This is a genomic window from Citrobacter sp. CRE-46 (assembly GCF_059615875.1).
In genome coordinates this window covers 2,613,932-2,634,343 of the sequence record NZ_CM184341.1, presented here as the reverse complement: position 1 = coordinate 2,634,343, position 20,412 = coordinate 2,613,932, and the positions used below count along the sequence as shown (strand labels likewise).

Here is a 20,412-nt window from a genome sequence, read left to right as displayed (position 1 = left end):
GTTCATCATTATTATTATTGTGTTTTTTTGTTCACGTCAAACATGGAAGCATCAGTCGCCATGTCATCAACAACTTTCTTCAACGTTTCGAACGCCATCGGCGTGCTTTCGTTGTTCAGATCTTTACCTTCACCCTTACGTACAACCTTAACAACCGGTTTATTGGTCGCCGCATCAATCAACTCACCCTCAAAATAGAGGTTGGTATCCATGGTACGGTGGCCCGTTGCCATTTGCGTTCCCGCAACCAGCAGCGCAACCGGGATCACTTCGTAGAACTGCAGCCCTTCTTTACTGGTCGCTACACCGGTAATTGCCCCGCGGAAAATCAGGCTGCGTGGCCCGGGGGTAGTCACCAGGGGTTTACGTTTACTGATTGCGGATTTCAACTGTGTATTGGTGTAGGTCAGTAGTTGATCAAGAACCTTCTGCCCTACCTGCGTAGTAGGTTTAGGAACCGGATAATACGTTACCGGGTTATATACAATGTTGTCATATTTGGATTCGTTGTAGTTCGGGTCAACCCAACGGAGTACCGTTTGTCCGGTTGCCGATTTTGTTTCCTTCAGATCAGAGTAATTTTTTAAAAACCCAGAATATTTATCCGGCTCGGTCACTTTTGACGCACAGCCGGATAATGCCAACAAGCCAGTAAGCACTGCAACTTTAAATAAAGTATGAGTACGCATGAAACGATCCCTTTAGTTTTCGCAATGATGCCTAAAAAGAATAGCAAAACAGATTCATTTTGGATGCACTAAAAATGGTAAGGACCGCACAATTTTATCTTTGCGCTCAACATAAAAAATGCTGAACGCAGAGAGAGTTAACCCAGACAGGAGCTTCAGACAGTTTTGCGTGCCAGCATAGTGGCAAAGCGCAGTTTAATGCGATTACCATTTTCATCCGTACGATGAAGTTCACCCACGTCTTCGTTGTATTTCAGCAGATCCCACCCGCTGTAATAGTTGCGTAATTCACCCGCTTTAAACGCAAACGGAAAACCAACAGTGCACGGGAAATCATCAGTGTCCATTGCCGCAACGATTAAATTATATCCGCCTGGCTTCGTGCAGCGCTGCATATTATCTATCAGTCCCGGGATAGTTTTAGCCTCAAGGAACATCAGCACAACGGTAGAAAGAATAAAATCATATTCGCCATCAAAGCGTAAGGCGTTAAGATCCGCGACTTGCGCATGCAGGTTGGTCAGTCCTTCCGCCGCTTTAATACGTTCAAGGTTCGCTATGCTCATGGGGTTTTTATCCCATGCGGTAACGTCATAGCCGTTTGCCGCAAGGTACAGGCTGTTACGGCCATTACCACAGCCCAGATCTAATGTTTTACCTGGCGCGACCACTTTTGCCGCTTCAACAACATCGGAATGCGTACGGGTTAAATCGTATTTCTCAGTAAAGTAGTTTTCGTCGCAATGAGTCATCATTTATCCTCAGATTTCAGTAATGCAGCACGTTCTGTGCGGATAAGCAGCTTTCCCTGCAGCAGCAAAGCAAGCGTACGTATCAGTAATAATGCAATGATAAAATTGGTAAAAATAAACAGAGGGATAGACAGCGTATGAAAAAATCCTGATTCGCTGCCGTGTCCCAGATGCAGGCCCGTCGTCGCCAGGGCCGACACGCCAAACGAGAAGCTCCAGAACGAGGCATTAAATGGTTGCGACAGGTACCATGGCATGAGACGTAGCATAAACAGAAGTTGCAGCAGACCATAGCCGAACAGCATTTTGGCTAACGTATCCCCCTCACCGCCGTTGACGCTAAGCCAGGCGCTGCAAGCGACCAGCGCGGGCGCCAGTTGAATGCCTAGCGAAGTCCGTAAGACCGCTGGCAGTTCCCCGCAGCTACGTAAACGTTGCAGGATCACCGGTTCCAGGCTGAGCCAGGAAAATACGCCTGCCCCCAAAAACACCATTCCGGCATCATTGAAACCAAGCGCACCACAGGCCATTGCGCTGATAAAGTTATTGGCGACGGTCGGCAGATACAGACCCGGCGTGGTGGCTTCCTCTGGATGCGCTCCACGCCATAATCCTGCCGTTTGCCAGGCCGCGTACGCCAGTTGTATCACCACGCCAATGCTGAATAACCCGATCGCCAGCGGTCGATACCAGGGAACAAAGCCAATGGCTACCAGCATGGTTGTGGCCGGAAACAGACTGACAAAGCTACTCATCACCGGGTGACGAATTTCAGCCAGTACGCTGTGCGGGAAGTGCAGCAAGCGATACATAAAAGCCAGCGTCAGCAGCCCCCAAATGGCCATGGCGAGAATCACTAAACCGTCGCCAATCCAGTGGCTCACCGGCCAAATCTGGCTGGCATAGCGCCAGGCGAATCCCATCCCGATTGTCCCCAGTACCATGCCAAAATAACCGGCCGGAAGATTGAGGACCCGTTCACTCTGTTTGCTCTTACTCATTTTGTTTATTTTTTAAAGTATATTTGAAATGCATTTTATGGAATTTCAGCCGGTTTAGCCAGTGCGGAAAACTTTGCTACGTTTAACTAAGGTGCGCAACATGGAAATGAGCAATGACCAAATATCGACTCAGCGATGAGCTTCGCTCCTTTAGTTACCAGGATAATGGCAATAAAAAAAGCGTATTACTACGCCAAATCATTGCGCTCATTGATTTTAATGATGTTACCGCCGGTACGCCTGGCGGCTGGATTGATGACGAAAGCGTCTTGTCGCAAAGCGGTGATTGCTGGATTTACGATGAAAATGCGCTCGCATTTTCCGGCGCATCGATAACCGGAAACGCCCGGGTTACTCAGGCAAGCGTCGTCAGAGATGGCGCGCAAATAGGCGATGCCGTGTGGATTGACCGGGCAGAAATCAGCCATTACGCACAAATACGTGACAACGTCACGATACAGGATTCGGTTATTCGCGGCGAGTGCCTTCTCTGGGGTAATGCACGCGTTGTATGTGGATCCGAAATCATTGCCGCCAGGGGACTCACTGTTGAAAACGACCAGTTGCTGCAGATTTACGATCGGGCGACCATCAGCAACTCACGCGTAGTGCATCAGGCGCAGATCTATGGCGATGCGAAAATCAACTACGCCTTTATTGAACATCGGGCGGAAGTTTTTGATTTTGCCCAGGTGGAAGGTAATGAAGAGAATAATGTCTGGATTTGCGATTGCGCCAAAGTCTACGGGCATGCGCGCGTCATCGCCGGAACCGATGAAGATGCTATTCCTACCCTGCGCTACAGCTCACAGGTGGCAGAACACGCGGTAGTCGAGGGTAATTGCGTGCTGAAGCACCATGTGTTGGTCGGGGGACATGCTACATTACGCGGCGGACCAATCCAGCTTGACGATCACATCCTGATTGAAGGTCACGCCTGCGTTCTTGGAGAAGTGTTGGTCGAGAATCACATTGAGATAACCGGCCAGGCGCACATTGAAGCGTTTGATGGCGATGCTATTCATCTGCGCGGGCCGAAGGTGATCAATGGTGAGCAGCGCATTACGCGCACACCTATCGCAGGCTTATTCTGAGGGACCATCAATGATGCGGGCATAGAGATTCACATCATAGTAATCGCCATTGAGGAACTCTGCTTGTCGTAAACATCCTTCCAGTTGGAAGCCATTGCGCAATGCCACCCGGTTGCTCTCAACGTTTTCTACGCGGCATTTAATCACAAAGCGGCGAATTTCCTGGCGCTGCGCATAATGATGAATCAATGCCTGTAGCGCCAGGGACATAATGCCCTTACCCTGATGAGCTTCATCCAGCCAGTAACCAATATAGGCCGCTTTGTTCAGCGGCTCTATCTGGTTAAACGCGATGACGCCCACCACATTCTGTTGTGCAAAAATCAGGAACATTTTGGCGTAGCCGCGCTGGTGCAACATCATATTTCCCTGCACGTTTTTGCGCGTGTCGTCCTCGGATTCGACAAACTGCGGCCAGTTCAGCGACTGCTGGAGCCAGGTTTTATTTTTCAGCACCAACTGATGCAGAGGGGTGACGTGTTGTTCTTCGACGGCACGCAGTTCCAGCGAATCATTAATGGTTATCACTTCTGGCATTTTCTTTCCGTTACGATCGTTAAGCAGCTAATTCTGCTCATAATAAAACAGGAAGGGCTTCCCTGTTGGAAGCCCTTTTACACAGCAAGCGCTGTTTTACTTAGCTCTCACCGACACTCTCTTTTTGCAAAATTTTGAGCAGATCTTCCTTCAGGTGGAGTTTCTGTTTCTTAAGGCGAACAATGTCCAAACTATACCCCCGACCATCCGCACCTTCCAGTCTGGAGATCTCATGATCAAGGCTGTTGTGTTTTTCGAATAAGGACAGAAAGCGAGGGTTCTCGGTTTTCAGTCGGGAAATAAGGTCTCTGTATTCTGGAAACATACTTTCTCCCTGTTAGTGGACAAGAACGTGTATAAGAAATACACAGCTCCAGAGTACCCATTTCCCATACAGAAAAATGCGAACAGGATCGAGTAAATAGCGTACAGACTATTTTCAGAAAGATTGCAGATACGGCTCCCCCTCAGGAGAGCCGTAAAAGGAGTGATTAACGCATCTCACGGTCGTCAACGTACTGACGTTTATCCGGCGCTGGCGGGAAGTACTGATACAGCCAGGTTTCGCTGATGGCGTCGCCCTGGCAACGCAGGAACATACGCATATCTACCGGGTCGGTTGAGTCAGACGTCGGATACCAGTCAAACTGGATACGGTAGCCGTCGATAGGCTCCACGTAGAGGATCTCAATCTGTTTTGCTTCACCGCTGGAGAGCGTTATCACCGGCTCAATGCCTTTCGGCGCAGCGGCTTTCAGATCGCCACCGACGAAGTCAACGGCAAAACGACGCGCCCATTTCTCCGGGTAGTGCTCGCCCGGCGCCCATCCTTCCGGGAAGCCGCCCATGCCTGTACGGGTCGCCATCACGCGAGCCAACGGCGAACGTACCGGCGGCTGAGCGCTCCAGTACAGACGATATTTAAATTCCAGCTCATCGCCAGCTTTAATCGACTTTTCCGGCTGCCAGAAGCAGACGACGTTATCCAGCGTTTCGCCAGTCGTCGGGATCTCCATCAGGCCGATGGTCCCCTTGCCCCACTGGTTACGCGGTTCGACCCACAGGCTCGGACGCTTGTTATACCAGCCCATGATGTCCTGGTAATGAGAGAAGTCGCGATCGAGCTGCAGTAAACCAAACCCTTTCGGGTTGTTATCGGTATAGGCATTGAACTGCAGTTTTTGCGGGTTATTCAGCGGACGGCAGATCCACTCGCCGTTGCCCCGCCACATCGCCAGACGATCGGAGTCATGAATCTGCGGGTGAATGGTGTCGCACATCCGGCGTTCATTGTTGCCACAGCTGAACATGCTGGTCATCGGCGCAATGCCGAGTTGCTTGATGTCTTTACGCGCGTAGATATGGTTTTGTACATCCATGATCACCTGCGTTTTCTCGCAGTGGATCACGAACTTAAAGGCACCTGTTACGCTTGGGCTATCGAGTAGCGCATACACGGTAAAGGAGGTCGCGCCCGGTTTAACCGTTTCGAACCAGAAAGCGGTGAAATCAGGAAACTCTTCTTTGCTGTCGGTATAGGTATCTACCGCCAGACCACGCGCCGATAAACCGTACTGGTAGGTGTCATCCACTGCGCGGAAGTAGCTGGCGCCGAGGAAAGAAACCACATCACGACGAGCCAGTTCTGGCGCTTTAAATACGCGGAAACCCGCGAACCCGAGGTCGGTTTGCCCTTCCAGTTGTTTGGTATCCACACCCGCGTCGTTGTATTTAAACAACTCCGGACGGAAGTGGATTTCACGCGCCATATGCGTACTGTCATCGACCGAGAACATGCGAACCCGGCGGCGGAATCCCATTCCCACATGGAAGAACTGCGCATCAAGCTGACGATTTTCAACATTGTTCCACAGAGACTGCTCTGCGTCATATTGAATGCTGTTGTAGGCCTGCGGCGTCAATTTCGCCAGCGTGTCGGGTAACGCACGCGGCTCGCCGCCCCAGGGTTTCTGTGCTAAGTCGTGGGCCATCGATTGCAGAACGGAAAAATCAAAACGTACGGTTTTTCCGTCTGCAATGTCAGACTCTGCCGCAAAGGCGGCGCGGGAAAAGAGTGATGCAATACCACTGGTTCCGCACACGGCGGCCATTGCCATTGAACCTTTAATAAATCGTCTGCGATTCATGCCTGAAAGTGAGTCCTTCTGGTCGTGTAAATGGTCCCGCGCCGGTCAAAATCTGCGGCAAGAGAGTGCACATTTCTGACCGCTCACTCTAGACAAAATTCATTAATAATCCAATTGTTGGTCGCCGATTATCTGTACAAAATCGAAAATATTTTATGTCGATGGGAACAGACTGAATCCCGTGTAAATTCTGTTAAAGTAAACCACACCGCCGTTTACTTCGCTCTTCAGCCTCCTGATACAGCATAAATTCGTCATATACCTTGCAACCCAGTGCCTCTTCAAACGCGTCGCGACTGGAATTCCCATGGCTGCGAGCCTGAGTTTCATTACCCAGATTTGACTGGAAAATCCCCGCAGCGCTAACCGGTAAGAAATCTTCGTAGATGATAGGTTGCGCAACCAGCCAGCCGCGCTCAATGAGCGGTTGCGGATCGTCATCCGGGCGAATAGCCTGGCGATGCGCCTCGCCTGACGGCGTCAGTCGATAACGAAACCAGGCAAGTCCCTGTTGGCGCAGCAGAAACTCGCTATCCGGGAATGCCTTGAATACCTCCTGAAGATGCAGCTGGTGCGTCAGATTGTCTTTTCCCGTTCCCGCTTTATTCAACAGTTCATCATACAAGGCTCTGCCTTTCGGTGTGAGCGCTACGCCGCGCTGTTCAATCTCGCCAAAACGCGCCGTGTGAGTGCCGCGCATTTCACCGGCAAACAGCACCGGTTCTTCAAGCGCTTTGAAACTGGTCTGACGTAATAAAATCGGCACCTCGCGGCGCGGCGGCCCTTCAATCAAGATTTTCGGCTCTATGCCGCATTCCGGCATCATGGACTGTACCCGGTCAATATCCAGCGTGCGCGGCGTCAGATGGTTGATGTGACACCCAGGGAAACACACCACATCGGCAATCAGCCGGTGTTCGTTGTGTAATGCGTGATAGGTCGCTTCATCTACCGTGGCGTGCTGATGCCAGCGGAAGGTTTCCAGTGCTTCATGGACAAACTCCTGCGCCTGCTCAGGCGTAAAACTGCCCTGCGCATCAAACTCATCCAGCAGTTCATGACAACGACGAGTGAAAATGTCGCGTTTTGCAAGGATCTCCGCAGCCTTTTGCCGCAGCGCTACGTTCTCGATTAATTCGAGCCGTAATAACGAGGTGAATACCCGAAACGGGTTGCGCGAAAGCGATGCATCGTCGATGGGCCGAAAAGCCGTGGAATGTACAGGGACGCCGGCCTGAGAGAGGTCGTAGTAACTCACCGGATACATGCCCATAATGGCAAACATCCGGCGCAGCGTAGCAAGCTCCTGCGCAGTGCCCACCCGGATGGCGCCGTGGCGCTCAACGTTTAGCCGGGCCAGTTCATCCGCATTAGCCAGTTTTTCATGCAGCGTCGGATTATTTTCCAGTACCGCCAGATTCACATCAGCGACAAGTTCCAGCAACGTGCCATACTGCGGGACTTCCTGCTGGTACATTGCTGACATTGCCTGCGAAAATTGTTCCCGAATCTCATCTGCCGTGATGGTGTTCGCCATAATGTCATGCCTCCAGTGAATATTACCTGGAGTGTAGAGAACGCTGCAAAGTCCGGTGGGAAGAATTTACAAAGTGTGACCCCGCGTAAGTTTCCCACCCCATACAGACGGCGAACCGAACCTACTGGCGTGGTTTTAAATGACTTTCCAGCCAGGGGAGCATCTGTTTTTTACGGCTGAGCATACCTTCCACCTTGCAGGGCTGCGGGATGTCAGAAAGCTCAGAACCGGCAAACCACAGACTGGTGTCGCCCAGATTAATATCGGTGAGCATGAGCACAACCAGTGCGGCATTCTTTTCCTGCGCATAGCGCGTCATTTCCTGGCGTAATTCATCCAGCACTGTATCAACCTGTTGCAGCGCGTACAGTTCAAGCTGCGCCACACAGACCTGATGCCCCTGGATAGTGAAGGTTTTAATGTCTTTCTGCAGGAGTTCGCGGGCGCTCATCCCTTCCACGCTCGTTTTGGCAGACAGCAGGTCGCGACTGAAGGCGTCCAGGTCTACACCGGTCTTTTGAACCAGCGCATCGACCGCCAAACGATCATCAGCGGTGGTCGTGGGTGAACGAAGCGTGACAGTGTCACTCAGCACGGCACCCAGCAACAAAACGGCCTCCGCGGGAGATAACTGGCTACGCTCATCTTCCGACATCAGTTGCCATAACAGCGTCGCGCTACTGCCGACAGGCTTCACCCACACTTCTGGCGGCAGACGGGTGACTAATCCACCGAGTCGGTGGTGATCGATAATCCCCACGACGTTACTGTCTGCCAGCGATTGCGGTCCTTGGGCAGGTTCGGTGAAATCAACCAACCAGACGTCACGATCGGTCAACTCAAACGTCAGCCGTTCAGGAAGTGCCAGCCCCGCTTGCGCAAAGATAAACTTCGTTTCGCGGTTAGGTTCACCCAGACGCCATGCCGTGGCCTGCTGACCGCGTAAGGTAAGCCAACGCGCCGTCATTGCGGCAGAGCAAATGGCATCGCTATCGGGATTAAGGTGTCCTACTACATGTATCATTAATCAGTGCCTTGTGAGAGAAAGGGTGCAAAAGCAAACAATATTCAAAGTATAACGACTGGGTGCATTCCCTTCCATGATCCCACCACCCTGCCTGGCTGTACAAAACACGAGCAAAATAAATAAGTTGTAAGTAAAACATGATAAATGTTAATAATATTTTGCTATCAAGTTATCAAAAACGAACAACTTCACTTGTCACCGACACGGCTCTGTTTTTAACATCGCTTATGGAAAAAAATGTTCTGTTCAATCAGCGCATTCGCTTGCGCCACCTGCATACTTTTGTCGCCGTTGCACAACAGGGAACGTTGGGGCGCGCGGCTGAAACCCTAAATCTGAGCCAGCCGGCCCTCTCCAAAACACTGAATGAACTGGAGCAACTGACCGGTACCCGGCTCTTTGAACGCGGTCGCCTTGGCGCGCAGTTAACATTGCCCGGCGAGCAGTTTCTTACCCACGCGGTGAGAGTACTGGACGCACTCAATACTGCCGGACAGGCGTTAAACCAGCGCGAAGAGTCGCAGACTGACGTCGTACGGATTGGGGCCTTACCCACCGCTGCGCTGGGTATCCTTCCGGCGGTAATCGGTCCGTTCCATAAGCAGCAAATGGAGACGACGCTGCAAGTTGCCACCATGAGTAATCCCATGATTCTGGCCGGTTTAAAATCGGGAGAAATCGATCTCGGTATCGGTCGGATGGCCGATCCGGAATTAATGGTCGGTCTGAATTACGAGCTGTTGTTTCTTGAGTCGCTCAAACTGGTAGTGCGGCCTAACCACCCGTTGTTGCAGGAAACCATCACGCTGAGTCGGGTGATGGAATGGCCCGTTGTGGTGTCACCAAAAGGAACCGCTCCTCGTCAGCACGCGGAGACACTGCTGCAAAGCCAGGGTTGCAAAATGCCGCCGGGCTGCATCGAAACGCTGTCAGCATCGCTTTCCCGCCAGCTGACGGTTGACTACGACTATGTATGGTTTGTGCCGTCAGGCGCGGTCCGGGAAGATTTACGTCAGGCGACGTTGGTATCATTGCCGATTCCCACCCACGGGGCGGGTGAACCTATTGGCATTCTTACCCGTGTAGACGTGCAGCTTTCCTCTGCCGCGCAAATTCTCATTGGCGCGATACGCAAAACCATACCGTTTTGATACCAAAAATTAAGGGACCATCTGGTCCCTTATAGCGTGTTAAAACGTTTCCCAGTTATCACCACTGGCCGTTGCTGCCTGCGGGCTTGAATGGCCCGATATTTTGGTACCAGCAGCGCGCTTTATTGCGCTTCCCCCATTTAAGCGAAATGTACCGACGGCTTCAGTTAAACGTGCCGCCTGTTCTTCCAGCGATGCCGCTGCGGCCGACGCTTCTTCAACCAGAGAAGCGTTTTGCTGCGTCACCTTATCCATCTCCGAAATCGCCTGGCTCACCTGCACAATGCCCCGGCTCTGCTCATCAGAGGCCGCCGCAATTTCCAGCATGATATCGGTCACGCGTTTTACCGCATCGACAATATCCGTCATGGTATTACCCGCCGCGACCACTTCATCGGAGCCCTGGTCAATGAGTCGTACCGATTCGCTAATCAAACCCTCAATCTCTTTTGCCGCCTGCGCGCTTCGGCTCGCCAGCGTGCGTACCTCACTGGCGACCACGGCAAACCCGCGTCCCTGCTCTCCCGCCCGCGCCGCTTCTACCGCCGCGTTCAACGCCAGGATATTCGTCTGGAAAGCAATGCTGTTTATAACGGCTGTGATTTCAGAGATTTTCTTCGAACTACCTGAGATATTGCCCATGGTTTTCACCACGCCAGAAACCATCTGACCGCCACGACTCGCCTTGCCGGAAGCGTCTTCCGCCAGCTTGCTCGCATGGTGCGCGTTGTCAGCGTTTTGCTTCACCGTAGCCGTTAGCTCTTCCATACTGGCAGCCGTTTCTTCAATCGCCGCGGCCTGTTGCTCTGTACGTGAGGACAAATCGGTATTCCCTGCAGAAATCTCACTGGTACCGCGATAAATTTCCTCTGCCCCCTGGCGCACCGTGCCCACGGTTTTCACCAGCGAATGCTGCATAGTTTGCAGATGACGACTCAGGCGACCAATTTCACTGCGCCCGGTCGGTTCCTCTGGCATGGTCAGGTCGCCTGCCGAAATTTGCTCAATGCGCAGGGCTGCACGTAACAGAGGATGGATAACGGTGCGGCGCAGAACGATAAACGTCATCACGGTGAGCACCAACGCGAGGGCAAATGCGCCGAGCATAAACGCCATACCAAGTTGTGTACGTTGGTGCGCCTGCTCACTAAGGTTATTCGCCCTGGCAGTACGAATCTCAATGGCTTTCAGCAGCACCTTGTTGTAAGCGGAATCCAGCGGTCTGGCCTGTTCATTTTCATGGTTGATAATCGCTTCAAACATGCCGTTTTTAGCGTATTTCAGCATCGGCTGTAAACCGTCGGTATAGGCTTTGAAACTGGCGCTTAATTCGGCGTCTAACGCTTCATCAGCAGACGTTTTCACCGTACGCGCCATATAAGCATTGAAGCCGTCCTGCGATTGCTTAATCCGTTTTTCTGCCTCGGCGATATTGGCCTTCATGTCATCCATTTCGGCAATACGGCTCGCCGCGCCGGCATGGATCATGTTGATACGTGCGGTGCGTAAGTGGTTAGAGCTGTTAGATAACCCCATCCTGACCTGAATCTCATCGGTCACGTCGCGCTGATCGCGATCGGCCTGCATAAGAAAATAGCTTGCCAGCCCTGAACTTAAGGCGAACAACAGAAGGATGCCACCGAGAATGGAGGAAAACAGCGGAACCAGTCGGATTTGATGCAGAAATCCCAGTTTATGCAGGGCCTGCATCGATGTTGTGTTGTCCATGACCGTCGACTCTCTTGTAGGGTTTATGCGTGAAAACACGCCCGTTAGATAGTCATCGGCAATCCGTGAGGTTTACTTACCGTAAAAAGCGACGGATTCGTCACACTTTCACAACATAATTCTAAAAAATTCAGGAAAGTGCCAGCGGATAAATCCGCTGGCCAATGAATCAGTTATCGCCAAAGTGGATAACGGTACGGATGGACTTACCCTGATGCATTAAATCGAATGCTTCGTTAATCTGCTCCAGCGGTAAGCGATGGGTGATAAACGGATCCAACTGGATTTTTCCGCTCATCGCTTCTTCGACCATTCCCGGGAGTTGAGTGCGCCCTTTCACACCGCCAAACGCCGAACCGCGCCAGACTCGCCCGGTAACCAGTTGGAACGGACGCGTTTTGATTTCTTGTCCGGCGCCTGCCACGCCGATGATGATGCTCTCGCCCCACCCTTTATGGCAGCATTCCAACGCCGCACGCATTACGTTAACGTTGCCGATACATTCAAAGCTGAAGTCCACACCGCCATCGGTAAGCTCAACAATCACATCCTGAATCGGTTTATCGTAATCATTCGGGTTGATAAAATCCGTTGCCCCCATTTCACCCGCCAGTTTGAATTTCTCCGGATTGGTATCAACGGCCAGAATACGTCCGGCTTTCGCCTGCACCGCGCCCTGAATCACCGCCAGGCCGATGCCACCAAGACCAAATACGGCCACGGTATCGCCTTCTTTCACTTTCGCGGTGTTATGTACTGCCCCGATCCCGGTAGTGACGCCACAGCCCAGCAGACATACTTTGTCCAGCGGGGCCTGCGGGTTAACCTTTGCCAGTGAGATCTCCGCGCAAACGGTATATTCACTGAAGGTACTGGTGCCCATATAGTGATAAATCGGCTCGCCGTTATAGGAAAAGCGAGTCGTGCCATCCGGCATCAACCCCTTGCCCTGGGTGGCGCGTACAGCCTGACACAGGTTGGTTTTCCCTGATTTACAGAACTTACACTCACCGCATTCTGCCGTGTACAGGGGGATGACATGGTCGCCCGCTTTCAGGCTGGTGACGCCTTCACCCACTTCAACCACAATACCGCCGCCTTCATGGCCAAGCACCGCCGGGAACACCCCTTCCGGATCGTCGCCTGAGAGCGTAAAAGCGTCAGTATGACACACGCCAGTGTGGGTAATTTTAACCAGAACTTCACCTTTCTTTGGCGGTGCGACGTCGATTTCGACAATTTTTAGCGGTTGGCCGGGGCCAAATGCAACTGCTGCACGTGATTTCATTGGTCTCTTCCCATTATTGCGAGGTGATGGTGTTATTTTAGATAAGCGCGAAGAAGATGGCCGATTTCAGCCATACGCACGGCTCGCTGGTCTGGCGTTGTCTCGCCGCTGACCAGTTCGTCTTTCAGGTGGATCTCAACCATTTCGCCCATCAGGCCATTGGATGCGCCGCGTACAGCGGCAATTTGTTGCAGGATCGCAAGGCACGGTTCGCCGGACTCCAGCGCCCGCTCAAGCGCGTCAACCTGACCGCGAATACGGCGAACACGGGTGAGGATACGTTTTTTATCTTCAGGTGAATGTGGCATACGCCCTCCAGATACTATAGGGGGGTATACTATCAGAATTTTTATGTAATTGTAAAATATAAGAATTATTAAATATCAGTGAGTTAGTAAGAATAGATAGTGGGCATATGGGGACATATGCGGCCTTTTCGATGCTCCCATTCATGCCCCCAAGTGCGTTTTCGCTCCCAAATCTGCCCCCCAAAAACCGATGATTATGATGAGACTTTTTGAGCGAAAAACGCCCACTGATCCCAGGGGGCGGTTATGTAAGATTGGACCATCCATTTACTCGTCTTCACTGCTCCAGAACCCGTAAACGGGGTATCATCCATCCTGAGCGTTAGCCAACACCGCTGCATTCAGTGCAACGTCAGCCAGTAACGAGCCGTCTGCTGAGTTGGTTGAACACAGGTACCGCCAGCAGAATTAATACAGTCGCCGTCTTTCGCGGTTACGCTGGTACCGGGAGCAATAGCAACATGTTTTACGGTGGTGCCGTTGGCGGTGGTTGCCTCGGAATAATGAGAACAGGCAGACAGCGCGCACAGCGCCATGCCCGCAGATAACTGCGAGTAGAGTTTTTTTCATGGGGATTACCTCATTCAGAGTTTTATGCTACGTAGAAAACTATTTACCCCGAAAAACGGCCCATTACTCAGATGCAAAATCAGCACTCACCGGGAGGATTTAACGACGCAGCGACAGTGAGAAGTTACCGATTGAGTTTGCGGAAAATATATGCAGATGACCAGAGAATTACCAGACTGTTAAATTCAATAATTTAGACTAAATGAACTTGTTACATCTAATTATTTACTCATCAGTTTCGATTAAGTGCACTGCCAAACGAAAATGTAGGCAACCAATAAGGTATCAGTAAATGAAAAAAACATTCTCTTTCTTAATCTGGTTTGGAATCGCTTTATCGGCGCTCCTAGCCATAACATCAGCATTATCAAATATAATACTAATGTTTAGTGCTTTTCCTGATTCTATCGGGGACAAGTATGCTTATATGTTTATATTAGGGCGCTGGACATTTACGGCAGCAATGATTCTTATTTGCTGGCTACTGTATCGCCTGACAAAAAAATGATGAACTACAATCCTTTGAAAAAATACTCTACCGCCTGATTGAACAAATCAGGATTTTCTTTTGATAGTCTGGTTGCTTTCTCGAATGGCTCAACCCGCTCCTGAACAGCAAAATAGAGAAGATCTAAATCTCCAAGGTCCTTTAGCTTTCGGTAAACTTCATAGTTTCATATTTTTAGAAATCTCGAAGCATGAACTGCCCTCGATACTCCCCCACCAATCATTAGCAATGTGCTGACCGACATACTAAAAGCAATAGACACGGTGATCCGAGAAGAGATTAAGGCGCCAATTTTTAAACCAGTAAGCTCGCCGAAAGTATAACTACCCAATGTAGAAGCTACTGTGTCTTTTGCTACCTTTGTTACGATATCTGGCAAATTAACGTGTTGCATGAAATCATCAATGAATACATTAACCGCTTTTGCTACAAAATAAATATCTCTCGTTGATGTTGCCCGCTTCACTAGTCCGGCAAGCCGAATATTATCATCCATATTCTCCCGTCTTTCATCGGTATGGATAAAATCAGATGCGAGATAATACAAGTCTACAGGAAAGTGAATCAGGCCTTTAATGTATGCAACCAGCATCCCTTCATTTTCTAAATCCAAAGCTGAGAGCATTTCTTTTGCCAAATCCTTTGCGTTTTCCATACCTTAAGATCCATGTGGTATTATTTTAATACACAATCATAACGGCCAACTTATGAATATTCCATAATTATAATGTTCCAGACTGTCCATTTTAAGAATAACGCTCACCAAAAATAAAATGCCAGGCAGGTACCGAGCAGTTCCGCTGTTGGTCGCGGATCACCATCTTCATTTTCAGGCTGATTTACGCGCTAACCGGATGCCTCCTGGAACTCAGTGATGCCTTACGCCCCCTTTCCCTCACTACGTCGCCGTGGGAACCCGACCGTATGAATGCCGTCGTCGCTATGCCATCGTTGCTACTTCATTTCCCCACCTCGGGCATAAAAAAGCCCAACACGGCATGAGAAGTGTTGGGCAAAGTCTGTATGAGGCGCTGATGTTTTTCAGTCGCTTATTCTCCCATCTATCCAGAGGGATTGAATGCGGGTTAAATAATAACCACAGCAATCACGGTAGACTACAAAATAAGCAGTCCATTATAGGAGGATTAAAAGCAAAAAGACGCGTCACACTTTCGCATGCTGGGCATTATCTGCTGGTGCCAACCCGTCATGGTTACGTTTTCCGGGAACACATTTTATCCTGGTCTGCTGCATCGCATCTAAGGCTTTCGACCCAATGTCACAGTAGAGAGCGCTTAGACAAAAGTGATTACTAGTATGTCTTACTATTTTGCCTCGACGTGAGAAACGTTATCGTCAACGCACTAAGAAGTAATATAGCGCTGAGTCCAAAAGAACTTTGCCATCCCAGACGGTCAAACATTAGCCCCCCAGCCGTTGAACCAAGCGCAATCGAAAGCTGGATAACGGCGACCATCAGACCACCGCCCGCCTCAGCATCCTCGGGCAGTGTCCGCGCCAGCCATGTCCACCACCCCGTTGGCGCAGCAGTAGCGAGCATTCCCCACAGGCTTAATAGCACAGTAACAGCCCAGGCACAGTGCCCGACCAGGAGTAACATTCCGGCAATGATGGCCATCAGTAAGGGTATAGCCATGAGCGTTTGATAAAATCGGGCGTTCAGGAATGTCGTCACTATAAGCGTACCAGCCAACCCCGCGATGCCAATTGTGAGCAAAATCAAAGATAGACCAGAAGCATTCACCCTGGTCACCGTCTCCAGAAACGGACGTACGTAGGTAAATAATGCAAACTGGCCCATAAAGAAGAGTCCGCAGGCCAGCAGACCGGTTGAGACGATGGAGGCACGAAACAGATGAAGTACCGACCCACGCGGCTTGTGCACCGTATCCTTTTTCATTTCGGGCAAACTGATGCTTTGCCAGATGAACGCGATTATCGCAAGAGGCACAAGGCATAAAAAAGCCCCACGCCAGCCGACGGTTGCCCCCAGGTAACTGCCCAGCGGGGCTGCCACGACGGTTGCCAGCGCATTCCCGCCATTAAAAATAGCCAGCGCCCGGGGAACCTGGTGCTGCGGTACCAACCGTATTGCCGTTGCTGCCGACAATGACCAAAAGCCGCCAATGACAATACCAATTGTGGCTCTTCCCAACATATAAAGCGGATAACTGGGAGCTAATCCGATCATTATCGCCGACACAGCCATTAAAATGGTCAACCCCAGCAGAAGATATTTACGATTCAGATCCCCGGCAACATGTGAAATGGTCAGGCTGGTTAGTACTGCCAGCACGCCGGAAATCGCTATTCCCTGACCAGCCAGTCCCTCTGAAACGTGCAAATCTCTGGCAATCGGCGTCAATAAACTGACCGGCATAAATTCTGAGGCAATAAGAATAAAGACGCAGAGCGTCATGGCAAATACGCCGCCCCAGTGTGCGTGCGTTTTATTACACAAGGTATTATGGCTCAGTGTGGACATTATTATTTTCTCTGTATATTGCCGAGGCAAAACAAGGGCAAAGCCACCTGCCAAACAGGTAGCTTTGTTAAGTTTTCCGGCCAGGAATTTATCTTAAGGAGGTTTTGAAAAACTGCTCAAATTTGCTGAATGGTATTTTACCGGCCACATTGTCATATAAATCAACATGGTTAGCCCCCGGAACAACCACCAGCTCTTTATCTTTACTGCCAACGGCCTTAAAAGCGTCTTCGGCAAAATAACGTGAGTGCGCTTTTTCACCCGTTACGATCAGCACAGGAACAGTAATTTCATTGGCGTAGCTTAGCAGCGGCATATTCATAAACGACAGGGGCATTGTTGCGTTCCATGCGCCTGTTGAATTGACAGAACGCACATGGAAACCACGTGGCATCCGGTAATAATCGTAAAACTCTTTCAGTACCGGATGCGGATTCGCAGGTAAGGTTTCCGGCAGAATACGATCCCCTGCACTGACATTACCTTTTTCGTCAACATTAATGTCATGTCCACCCGGGGCAAATGTGCCCTTTTCCGCATCTTTCCAGCGCTGCGCATTCAGATACTGCAATACCGCGTGGCGGTCTGCGGAGGTATACCGGTCTTTGCCATCACCGACGCCATGGCCCATTGCGCGACTCATGTCATACATTACGCTGGTCGCAACGGCCTTAACACGTGTATCCATTGCTGCGTCATTTAACGCCATCCCGCCCCAACCGCAGATACCAAGTAAGCCGATGCGATTGCGATCCACTTCTTTTTGTAGGCCAAGGAAATCAACCGCCGCGCTGAAATCCTCGGTGTTGATATCAGGAGAGGCAACATTACGTGGAATACCGCCGCTTTCGCCGGTATATGAAGGATCGAAGGCCAGCGTCACAAAACCCTGTTCAGCCAGCGTCTGCGCGTACAGTCCACTGGACTGCTCTTTTACAGCGCCAAAAGGACCGCTAACCGCAATTGCCGCCAGTTTGCGTTCGCCTCGATCTTTTGGAATATAGAGATCTCCAACTAACGTGATCCCATAGCGGTTCTGAAAAGTTACCTTGCGATGATTGACTTTCGTACTCTCGGCGAAGGTTTTATCCCATTTTTCGACCATCGAAACGGGCGCGTTTGGGTTGGTTGTATCAGCATAACTCATCGTTGTGACTCCATTTAATGATGCGCATAGCAGCATGGCAGGTAGGGTGGTCGACAGTTTTCTGGTGAAAGCTTTCATCACTTGTTCCCCTAAAAATAGGTTGTGGGTACAGGTCTTATACGGACAACATTGCTGTGCCTGGTTGCAATGCGCTCATTATAGGTAGCAGTATTCGTTCTGATTAGAGGGTGTAAAATGCTAGAATTAATATCATATTGTTATAAATTGCGGCATATCAGGCGAGGACTGAAGAATGGCAAAACGGGAAAACTATAACGATCTCTACCTGTTTATGCAGGTAGTGCGGGAAGGCAGTTTTACCGCGGCCGCACAACGACTTGGGTTGGCGCAATCAGGCATCAGCCGTTCAGTGCGTGAGCTGGAGCAGCGTCTGGGGGTTCAGTTGCTGGCCCGTACTACGCGTAAATTGTCGTTGACGCATGCCGGCGAACAGCTCTACCGAACTGTAGAATCGGGGTTCGATGCTTTGAATTCAGGGCTTTCCACTCTGGCGTACTATCGTAATACTCCCTCAGGTACGGTACGTATCAATGCCAGCCAGCACGCCATTGATAAAGTACTCCTGCCGAAGCTGGCGGTATTTAAACAACGCTACCCCGATATCCGACTTGAACTTATTAGCGAAAGTCGGTTCGTCGATATTATTGCTGAACGATTTGATGCGGGCGTCCGCCTGGGTTCAGAAGTAGGTAGTGGCATGGTCGCGGTGCGCATTTCACCCGATATGGAGATGGCGGTAGTTGGCACGCCGGAGCATTTTCGTCGCTACGGCTTTCCCCAAACACCAGCGGATTTAGTGATCCACCCCTGCATCGCATATCAGTTTGGTGATGGAAGCCTGTATGCCTGGGAGCTCAACGATGGTGGTAAAAAAATCACCCACCGGCCGCAGGGACAGTGGGCCTTTGCTGACAGTTACATGGAAGCAAAAGCAGCCAGACTGGGCCTGGGGCTGGGTTATGTCCCCGAAGAGTTGATTGCCGATGATTTAGAACGAGGCACGCTTATCCGGGTTCTGCAACGTTACAGTCAGCGTCTGGATGGTTCATTTCTGTATTACCCGCATCGTAACGTATCACCTGCCCTGCGAGCCGTCATCGATACATTAAAAATTTGAATCAGCAGATATTAAGACTCACCTGACGCGCAGTAAATCAGTAAAACGCGTTGTATAGCGAGGTGAGAGCATCTCTCGTTTCATTTGCCACGGCTGTTCAATCCCCTGTCCGGCAAACCAGATTGTCCCACGTCCCTTTTTATTCAACCGATCAATCACCATCATTAATTCCGCGCTGTGGCTCCGGGGGGCGTTGCCATCAAAAAGATTCAGTTGTGCCACGCCAGAACTGAAAAAATCGCCCAACATCACACCCGCTTTTTGATAATGTTGCCCCTCTCGCCAGATAGCGTCCAGGCTGCGCGTTGCCGCACTCATGATTTCCCGGGTGTCCTGAGTCGGGATCAGCAGTTTTACCGACGCGCTGTTAGCGTAATAAGGTTCCTTCAGGGCAAATGGACTGGTTTTGATAAACACAGAGATAAACCGACAGAACTGATGCTCCCCGCGCAGCTTTTCCGCCGCACGTGAGGCATAGGTGCAAATCGCCTCACGCATCGCGTTGTAATCAGTGAGTTTTTCACCAAACGATCGTGAACAGACGATTTCCTGTTTAACCGGCGAAAACTCTTCCAGCGCCAGGCACGACTCACCGCGCAATTCCCGTACGGTTCGTTCAAGAACCACGTTGAAGTGTTTGCGAATAAAGCGAATGTCGGTATCAGCCAGGTCACGGACGGTTTTAATCCCCATCGCGTCCAGTTTTTTACTGATACGGCGGCCCACGCCCCACACTTCACCGACAGGGAGTGCAGCCATCAGCTTACGTTGGTGGTCAATATTTGATAAATCCACCACTCCGCGAGTCTGTTGCGGCCATCTTTTGGCGGCGTAATTCGCGAGCTTTGCCAGCGTTTTGGTCTGGGCGATGCCAACGCCAACCTGAAGGCGTGTTTTCTGTAGAATTGTGGCCCTGATTTCGAGACCAAAATCCGTCAGATCCCTACAATTTCTTACTCCCGTCAAATCGCAGAATGCCTCATCAATACTGTACCTTTCCACATGTGGAGAGAGGTCTTCCAGGATAGACATGACCCGGCTGCTCATATCCGCATACAGTTCATAGTTGGAACTAAAACACACCACGCCGTAGCGCCGAAACAGATCTTTCTGTTTGAAGTACGGAGCGCCCATTGTGACGCCAAGCGCCCGAGCCTTCGCGCTACAGGCGATAACACAACCGTCGTTATTGGAAAGAACGACAACCGGTTTGTCTTTCAGATCGGGACGGAATGCCATCTCACAACTGGCGTAAAACGAATTAACATCCACCAGGGCAAACAT

At 50.7% G+C, this 20,412-nt stretch carries 20 protein-coding genes; 4 read left to right on the top strand and 16 right to left on the bottom strand.

All coding sequences use genetic code 11. The annotated features are described in order from the left end of the window. Positions 1–14: 14 nt before the first annotated feature. From AC534G_RS12775 to tehA, 3 genes are all read right to left on the bottom strand, one after another. Complete coding sequence (locus AC534G_RS12775) at positions 15–689, bottom strand: DUF3313 domain-containing protein (protein WP_038640757.1); 675 nt, start codon at positions 687–689, stop codon at positions 15–17. 155 nt (positions 690–844) lie between these two features. Then, positions 845–1,441: a tellurite resistance methyltransferase TehB gene (tehB, locus tag AC534G_RS12770; RefSeq protein WP_085048157.1), complete on the bottom strand. Its 597-nt coding sequence runs from the start codon at positions 1,439–1,441 to the stop codon at positions 845–847. Next, positions 1,441–2,442 (bottom strand): dicarboxylate transporter/tellurite-resistance protein TehA, encoded by a 1,002-nt coding sequence (gene tehA, locus AC534G_RS12765; RefSeq protein WP_085048156.1) that lies wholly within the window; start codon positions 2,440–2,442, stop codon positions 1,441–1,443. The genes tehB and tehA overlap by 1 nt, the downstream gene beginning before the upstream one ends. Before the next feature lie 113 nt (positions 2,443–2,555). On the opposite strand from tehA, the gene ydcK reads away from it, so the two are divergent. After that, complete coding sequence (ydcK, locus tag AC534G_RS12760; RefSeq protein WP_110498008.1) at positions 2,556–3,536, top strand: YdcK family protein; 981 nt, start codon at positions 2,556–2,558, stop codon at positions 3,534–3,536. Here ydcK and rimL read toward each other — a convergent pair. From rimL to AC534G_RS12735, 5 genes are all read right to left on the bottom strand, one after another. Continuing rightward, entirely contained in the window at positions 3,528–4,073 is a 546-nt protein-coding gene (gene rimL, locus AC534G_RS12755) for a 50S ribosomal protein L7/L12-serine acetyltransferase (protein ID WP_038640764.1), read from the bottom strand. The genes ydcK and rimL overlap by 9 nt on opposite strands. A gap of 100 nt (positions 4,074–4,173) precedes the next feature. Further along, entirely contained in the window at positions 4,174–4,398 is a 225-nt protein-coding gene (locus AC534G_RS12750; protein ID WP_038640766.1) for an HP1242/YdcH family protein, read from the bottom strand. A 166-nt stretch (positions 4,399–4,564) separates the two neighbouring features. Further along, on the bottom strand, positions 4,565–6,220 hold the full coding sequence (locus AC534G_RS12745; protein WP_038640767.1) for a glucan biosynthesis protein D: 1,656 nt from the start codon (positions 6,218–6,220) through the stop codon (positions 4,565–4,567). A gap of 193 nt (positions 6,221–6,413) precedes the next feature. Beyond that, positions 6,414–7,757, bottom strand: a complete 1,344-nt coding sequence (hglS, locus tag AC534G_RS12740) for a 2-oxoadipate dioxygenase/decarboxylase HglS (RefSeq protein WP_110498006.1) — start codon at positions 7,755–7,757, stop codon at positions 6,414–6,416. A gap of 121 nt (positions 7,758–7,878) precedes the next feature. Further along, on the bottom strand, positions 7,879–8,781 hold the full coding sequence (locus AC534G_RS12735; RefSeq protein WP_110498004.1) for a manganese-dependent inorganic pyrophosphatase: 903 nt from the start codon (positions 8,779–8,781) through the stop codon (positions 7,879–7,881). A 230-nt stretch (positions 8,782–9,011) separates the two neighbouring features. Between AC534G_RS12735 and AC534G_RS12730 the strand changes: the two genes are divergently transcribed. Then, positions 9,012–9,935, top strand: coding sequence for a LysR substrate-binding domain-containing protein (locus AC534G_RS12730; protein ID WP_038640774.1), 924 nt, complete (start codon positions 9,012–9,014; stop codon positions 9,933–9,935). A gap of 39 nt (positions 9,936–9,974) precedes the next feature. On the opposite strand, the gene AC534G_RS12725 is transcribed toward AC534G_RS12730, so the two are convergent. The 4 genes from AC534G_RS12725 to AC534G_RS12710 form a co-directional block, all read right to left on the bottom strand. Next, positions 9,975–11,663: a methyl-accepting chemotaxis protein gene (locus AC534G_RS12725; RefSeq protein WP_110498002.1), complete on the bottom strand. Its 1,689-nt coding sequence runs from the start codon at positions 11,661–11,663 to the stop codon at positions 9,975–9,977. A 169-nt stretch (positions 11,664–11,832) separates the two neighbouring features. Beyond that, a complete protein-coding gene (locus tag AC534G_RS12720; RefSeq protein ID WP_038640779.1) occupies positions 11,833–12,951 on the bottom strand; it encodes an S-(hydroxymethyl)glutathione dehydrogenase/class III alcohol dehydrogenase in 1,119 nt (372 codons plus the stop codon). Between the two features lie 32 nt (positions 12,952–12,983). After that, positions 12,984–13,259, bottom strand: coding sequence for a metal/formaldehyde-sensitive transcriptional repressor (locus tag AC534G_RS12715; RefSeq protein ID WP_003833178.1), 276 nt, complete (start codon positions 13,257–13,259; stop codon positions 12,984–12,986). A 341-nt stretch (positions 13,260–13,600) separates the two neighbouring features. Further along, the gene (locus AC534G_RS12710) at positions 13,601–13,795 is read right to left on the bottom strand and encodes a hypothetical protein (RefSeq protein ID WP_051594518.1); all 195 of its coding nucleotides are present in this window, start codon (positions 13,793–13,795) and stop codon (positions 13,601–13,603) included. A gap of 326 nt (positions 13,796–14,121) precedes the next feature. On the opposite strand from AC534G_RS12710, the gene AC534G_RS12705 reads away from it, so the two are divergent. Next, positions 14,122–14,337: a hypothetical protein gene (locus AC534G_RS12705; protein WP_038640782.1), complete on the top strand. Its 216-nt coding sequence runs from the start codon at positions 14,122–14,124 to the stop codon at positions 14,335–14,337. Positions 14,338–14,503: 166 nt separating this feature from the next. Here the strand turns inward: AC534G_RS12705 and AC534G_RS12700 are convergent, their stop codons facing one another. The 3 genes from AC534G_RS12700 to AC534G_RS12690 form a co-directional block, all read right to left on the bottom strand. Then, on the bottom strand, positions 14,504–14,992 hold the full coding sequence (locus tag AC534G_RS12700) for a hypothetical protein (RefSeq protein ID WP_110498000.1): 489 nt from the start codon (positions 14,990–14,992) through the stop codon (positions 14,504–14,506). A 657-nt stretch (positions 14,993–15,649) separates the two neighbouring features. Then, on the bottom strand, positions 15,650–16,843 hold the full coding sequence (locus AC534G_RS12695; protein ID WP_110497998.1) for an MFS transporter: 1,194 nt from the start codon (positions 16,841–16,843) through the stop codon (positions 15,650–15,652). A gap of 88 nt (positions 16,844–16,931) precedes the next feature. Further along, complete coding sequence (locus AC534G_RS12690) at positions 16,932–18,068, bottom strand: alpha/beta hydrolase (protein WP_071888134.1); 1,137 nt, start codon at positions 18,066–18,068, stop codon at positions 16,932–16,934. A 175-nt stretch (positions 18,069–18,243) separates the two neighbouring features. Here AC534G_RS12690 and AC534G_RS12685 point away from each other — a divergent pair, with 175 nt between their 5' ends. Further along, positions 18,244–19,128, top strand: a complete 885-nt coding sequence (locus tag AC534G_RS12685; protein WP_038640791.1) for a LysR family transcriptional regulator — start codon at positions 18,244–18,246, stop codon at positions 19,126–19,128. A gap of 18 nt (positions 19,129–19,146) precedes the next feature. On the opposite strand, the gene AC534G_RS12680 is transcribed toward AC534G_RS12685, so the two are convergent. Next, positions 19,147–20,412, bottom strand: coding sequence for a Y-family DNA polymerase (locus AC534G_RS12680; protein WP_069324951.1), 1,266 nt, complete (start codon positions 20,410–20,412; stop codon positions 19,147–19,149).

Excerpts from the sequence above, each read along its gene's own strand:
- tehB (WP_085048157.1), bottom strand. The coding sequence starts at position 1,441 with ATGACTCATTGCGACGAAAACTACTTTACTGAGAAATACGATTTAACC.
- AC534G_RS12745 (WP_038640767.1), bottom strand. The coding sequence starts at position 6,220 with ATGAATCGCAGACGATTTATTAAAGGTTCAATGGCAATGGCCGCCGTG.
- rimL (WP_038640764.1), bottom strand. The coding sequence starts at position 4,073 with ATGCCAGAAGTGATAACCATTAATGATTCGCTGGAACTGCGTGCCGTC.
- AC534G_RS12725 (WP_110498002.1), bottom strand. The coding sequence starts at position 11,663 with ATGGACAACACAACATCGATGCAGGCCCTGCATAAACTGGGATTTCTG.
- AC534G_RS12680 (WP_069324951.1), bottom strand. The coding sequence starts at position 20,412 with ATGTTTGCCCTGGTGGATGTTAATTCGTTTTACGCCAGTTGTGAGATG.
- AC534G_RS12730 (WP_038640774.1), top strand. The coding sequence starts at position 9,012 with ATGGAAAAAAATGTTCTGTTCAATCAGCGCATTCGCTTGCGCCACCTG.
- AC534G_RS12710 (WP_051594518.1), bottom strand. The coding sequence starts at position 13,795 with ATGGCGCTGTGCGCGCTGTCTGCCTGTTCTCATTATTCCGAGGCAACC.
- AC534G_RS12775 (WP_038640757.1), bottom strand. The coding sequence starts at position 689 with ATGCGTACTCATACTTTATTTAAAGTTGCAGTGCTTACTGGCTTGTTG.
- AC534G_RS12705 (WP_038640782.1), top strand. The coding sequence starts at position 14,122 with ATGAAAAAAACATTCTCTTTCTTAATCTGGTTTGGAATCGCTTTATCG.
- hglS (WP_110498006.1), bottom strand. The coding sequence starts at position 7,757 with ATGGCGAACACCATCACGGCAGATGAGATTCGGGAACAATTTTCGCAG.
- tehA (WP_085048156.1), bottom strand. The coding sequence starts at position 2,442 with ATGAGTAAGAGCAAACAGAGTGAACGGGTCCTCAATCTTCCGGCCGGT.
- AC534G_RS12700 (WP_110498000.1), bottom strand. The coding sequence starts at position 14,992 with ATGGAAAACGCAAAGGATTTGGCAAAAGAAATGCTCTCAGCTTTGGAT.
- AC534G_RS12735 (WP_110498004.1), bottom strand. The coding sequence starts at position 8,781 with ATGATACATGTAGTAGGACACCTTAATCCCGATAGCGATGCCATTTGC.
- AC534G_RS12715 (WP_003833178.1), bottom strand. The coding sequence starts at position 13,259 with ATGCCACATTCACCTGAAGATAAAAAACGTATCCTCACCCGTGTTCGC.
- AC534G_RS12685 (WP_038640791.1), top strand. The coding sequence starts at position 18,244 with ATGGCAAAACGGGAAAACTATAACGATCTCTACCTGTTTATGCAGGTA.
- AC534G_RS12695 (WP_110497998.1), bottom strand. The coding sequence starts at position 16,843 with ATGTCCACACTGAGCCATAATACCTTGTGTAATAAAACGCACGCACAC.
- AC534G_RS12690 (WP_071888134.1), bottom strand. The coding sequence starts at position 18,068 with ATGAAAGCTTTCACCAGAAAACTGTCGACCACCCTACCTGCCATGCTG.
- AC534G_RS12750 (WP_038640766.1), bottom strand. The coding sequence starts at position 4,398 with ATGTTTCCAGAATACAGAGACCTTATTTCCCGACTGAAAACCGAGAAC.
- ydcK (WP_110498008.1), top strand. The coding sequence starts at position 2,556 with ATGACCAAATATCGACTCAGCGATGAGCTTCGCTCCTTTAGTTACCAG.
- AC534G_RS12720 (WP_038640779.1), bottom strand. The coding sequence starts at position 12,951 with ATGAAATCACGTGCAGCAGTTGCATTTGGCCCCGGCCAACCGCTAAAA.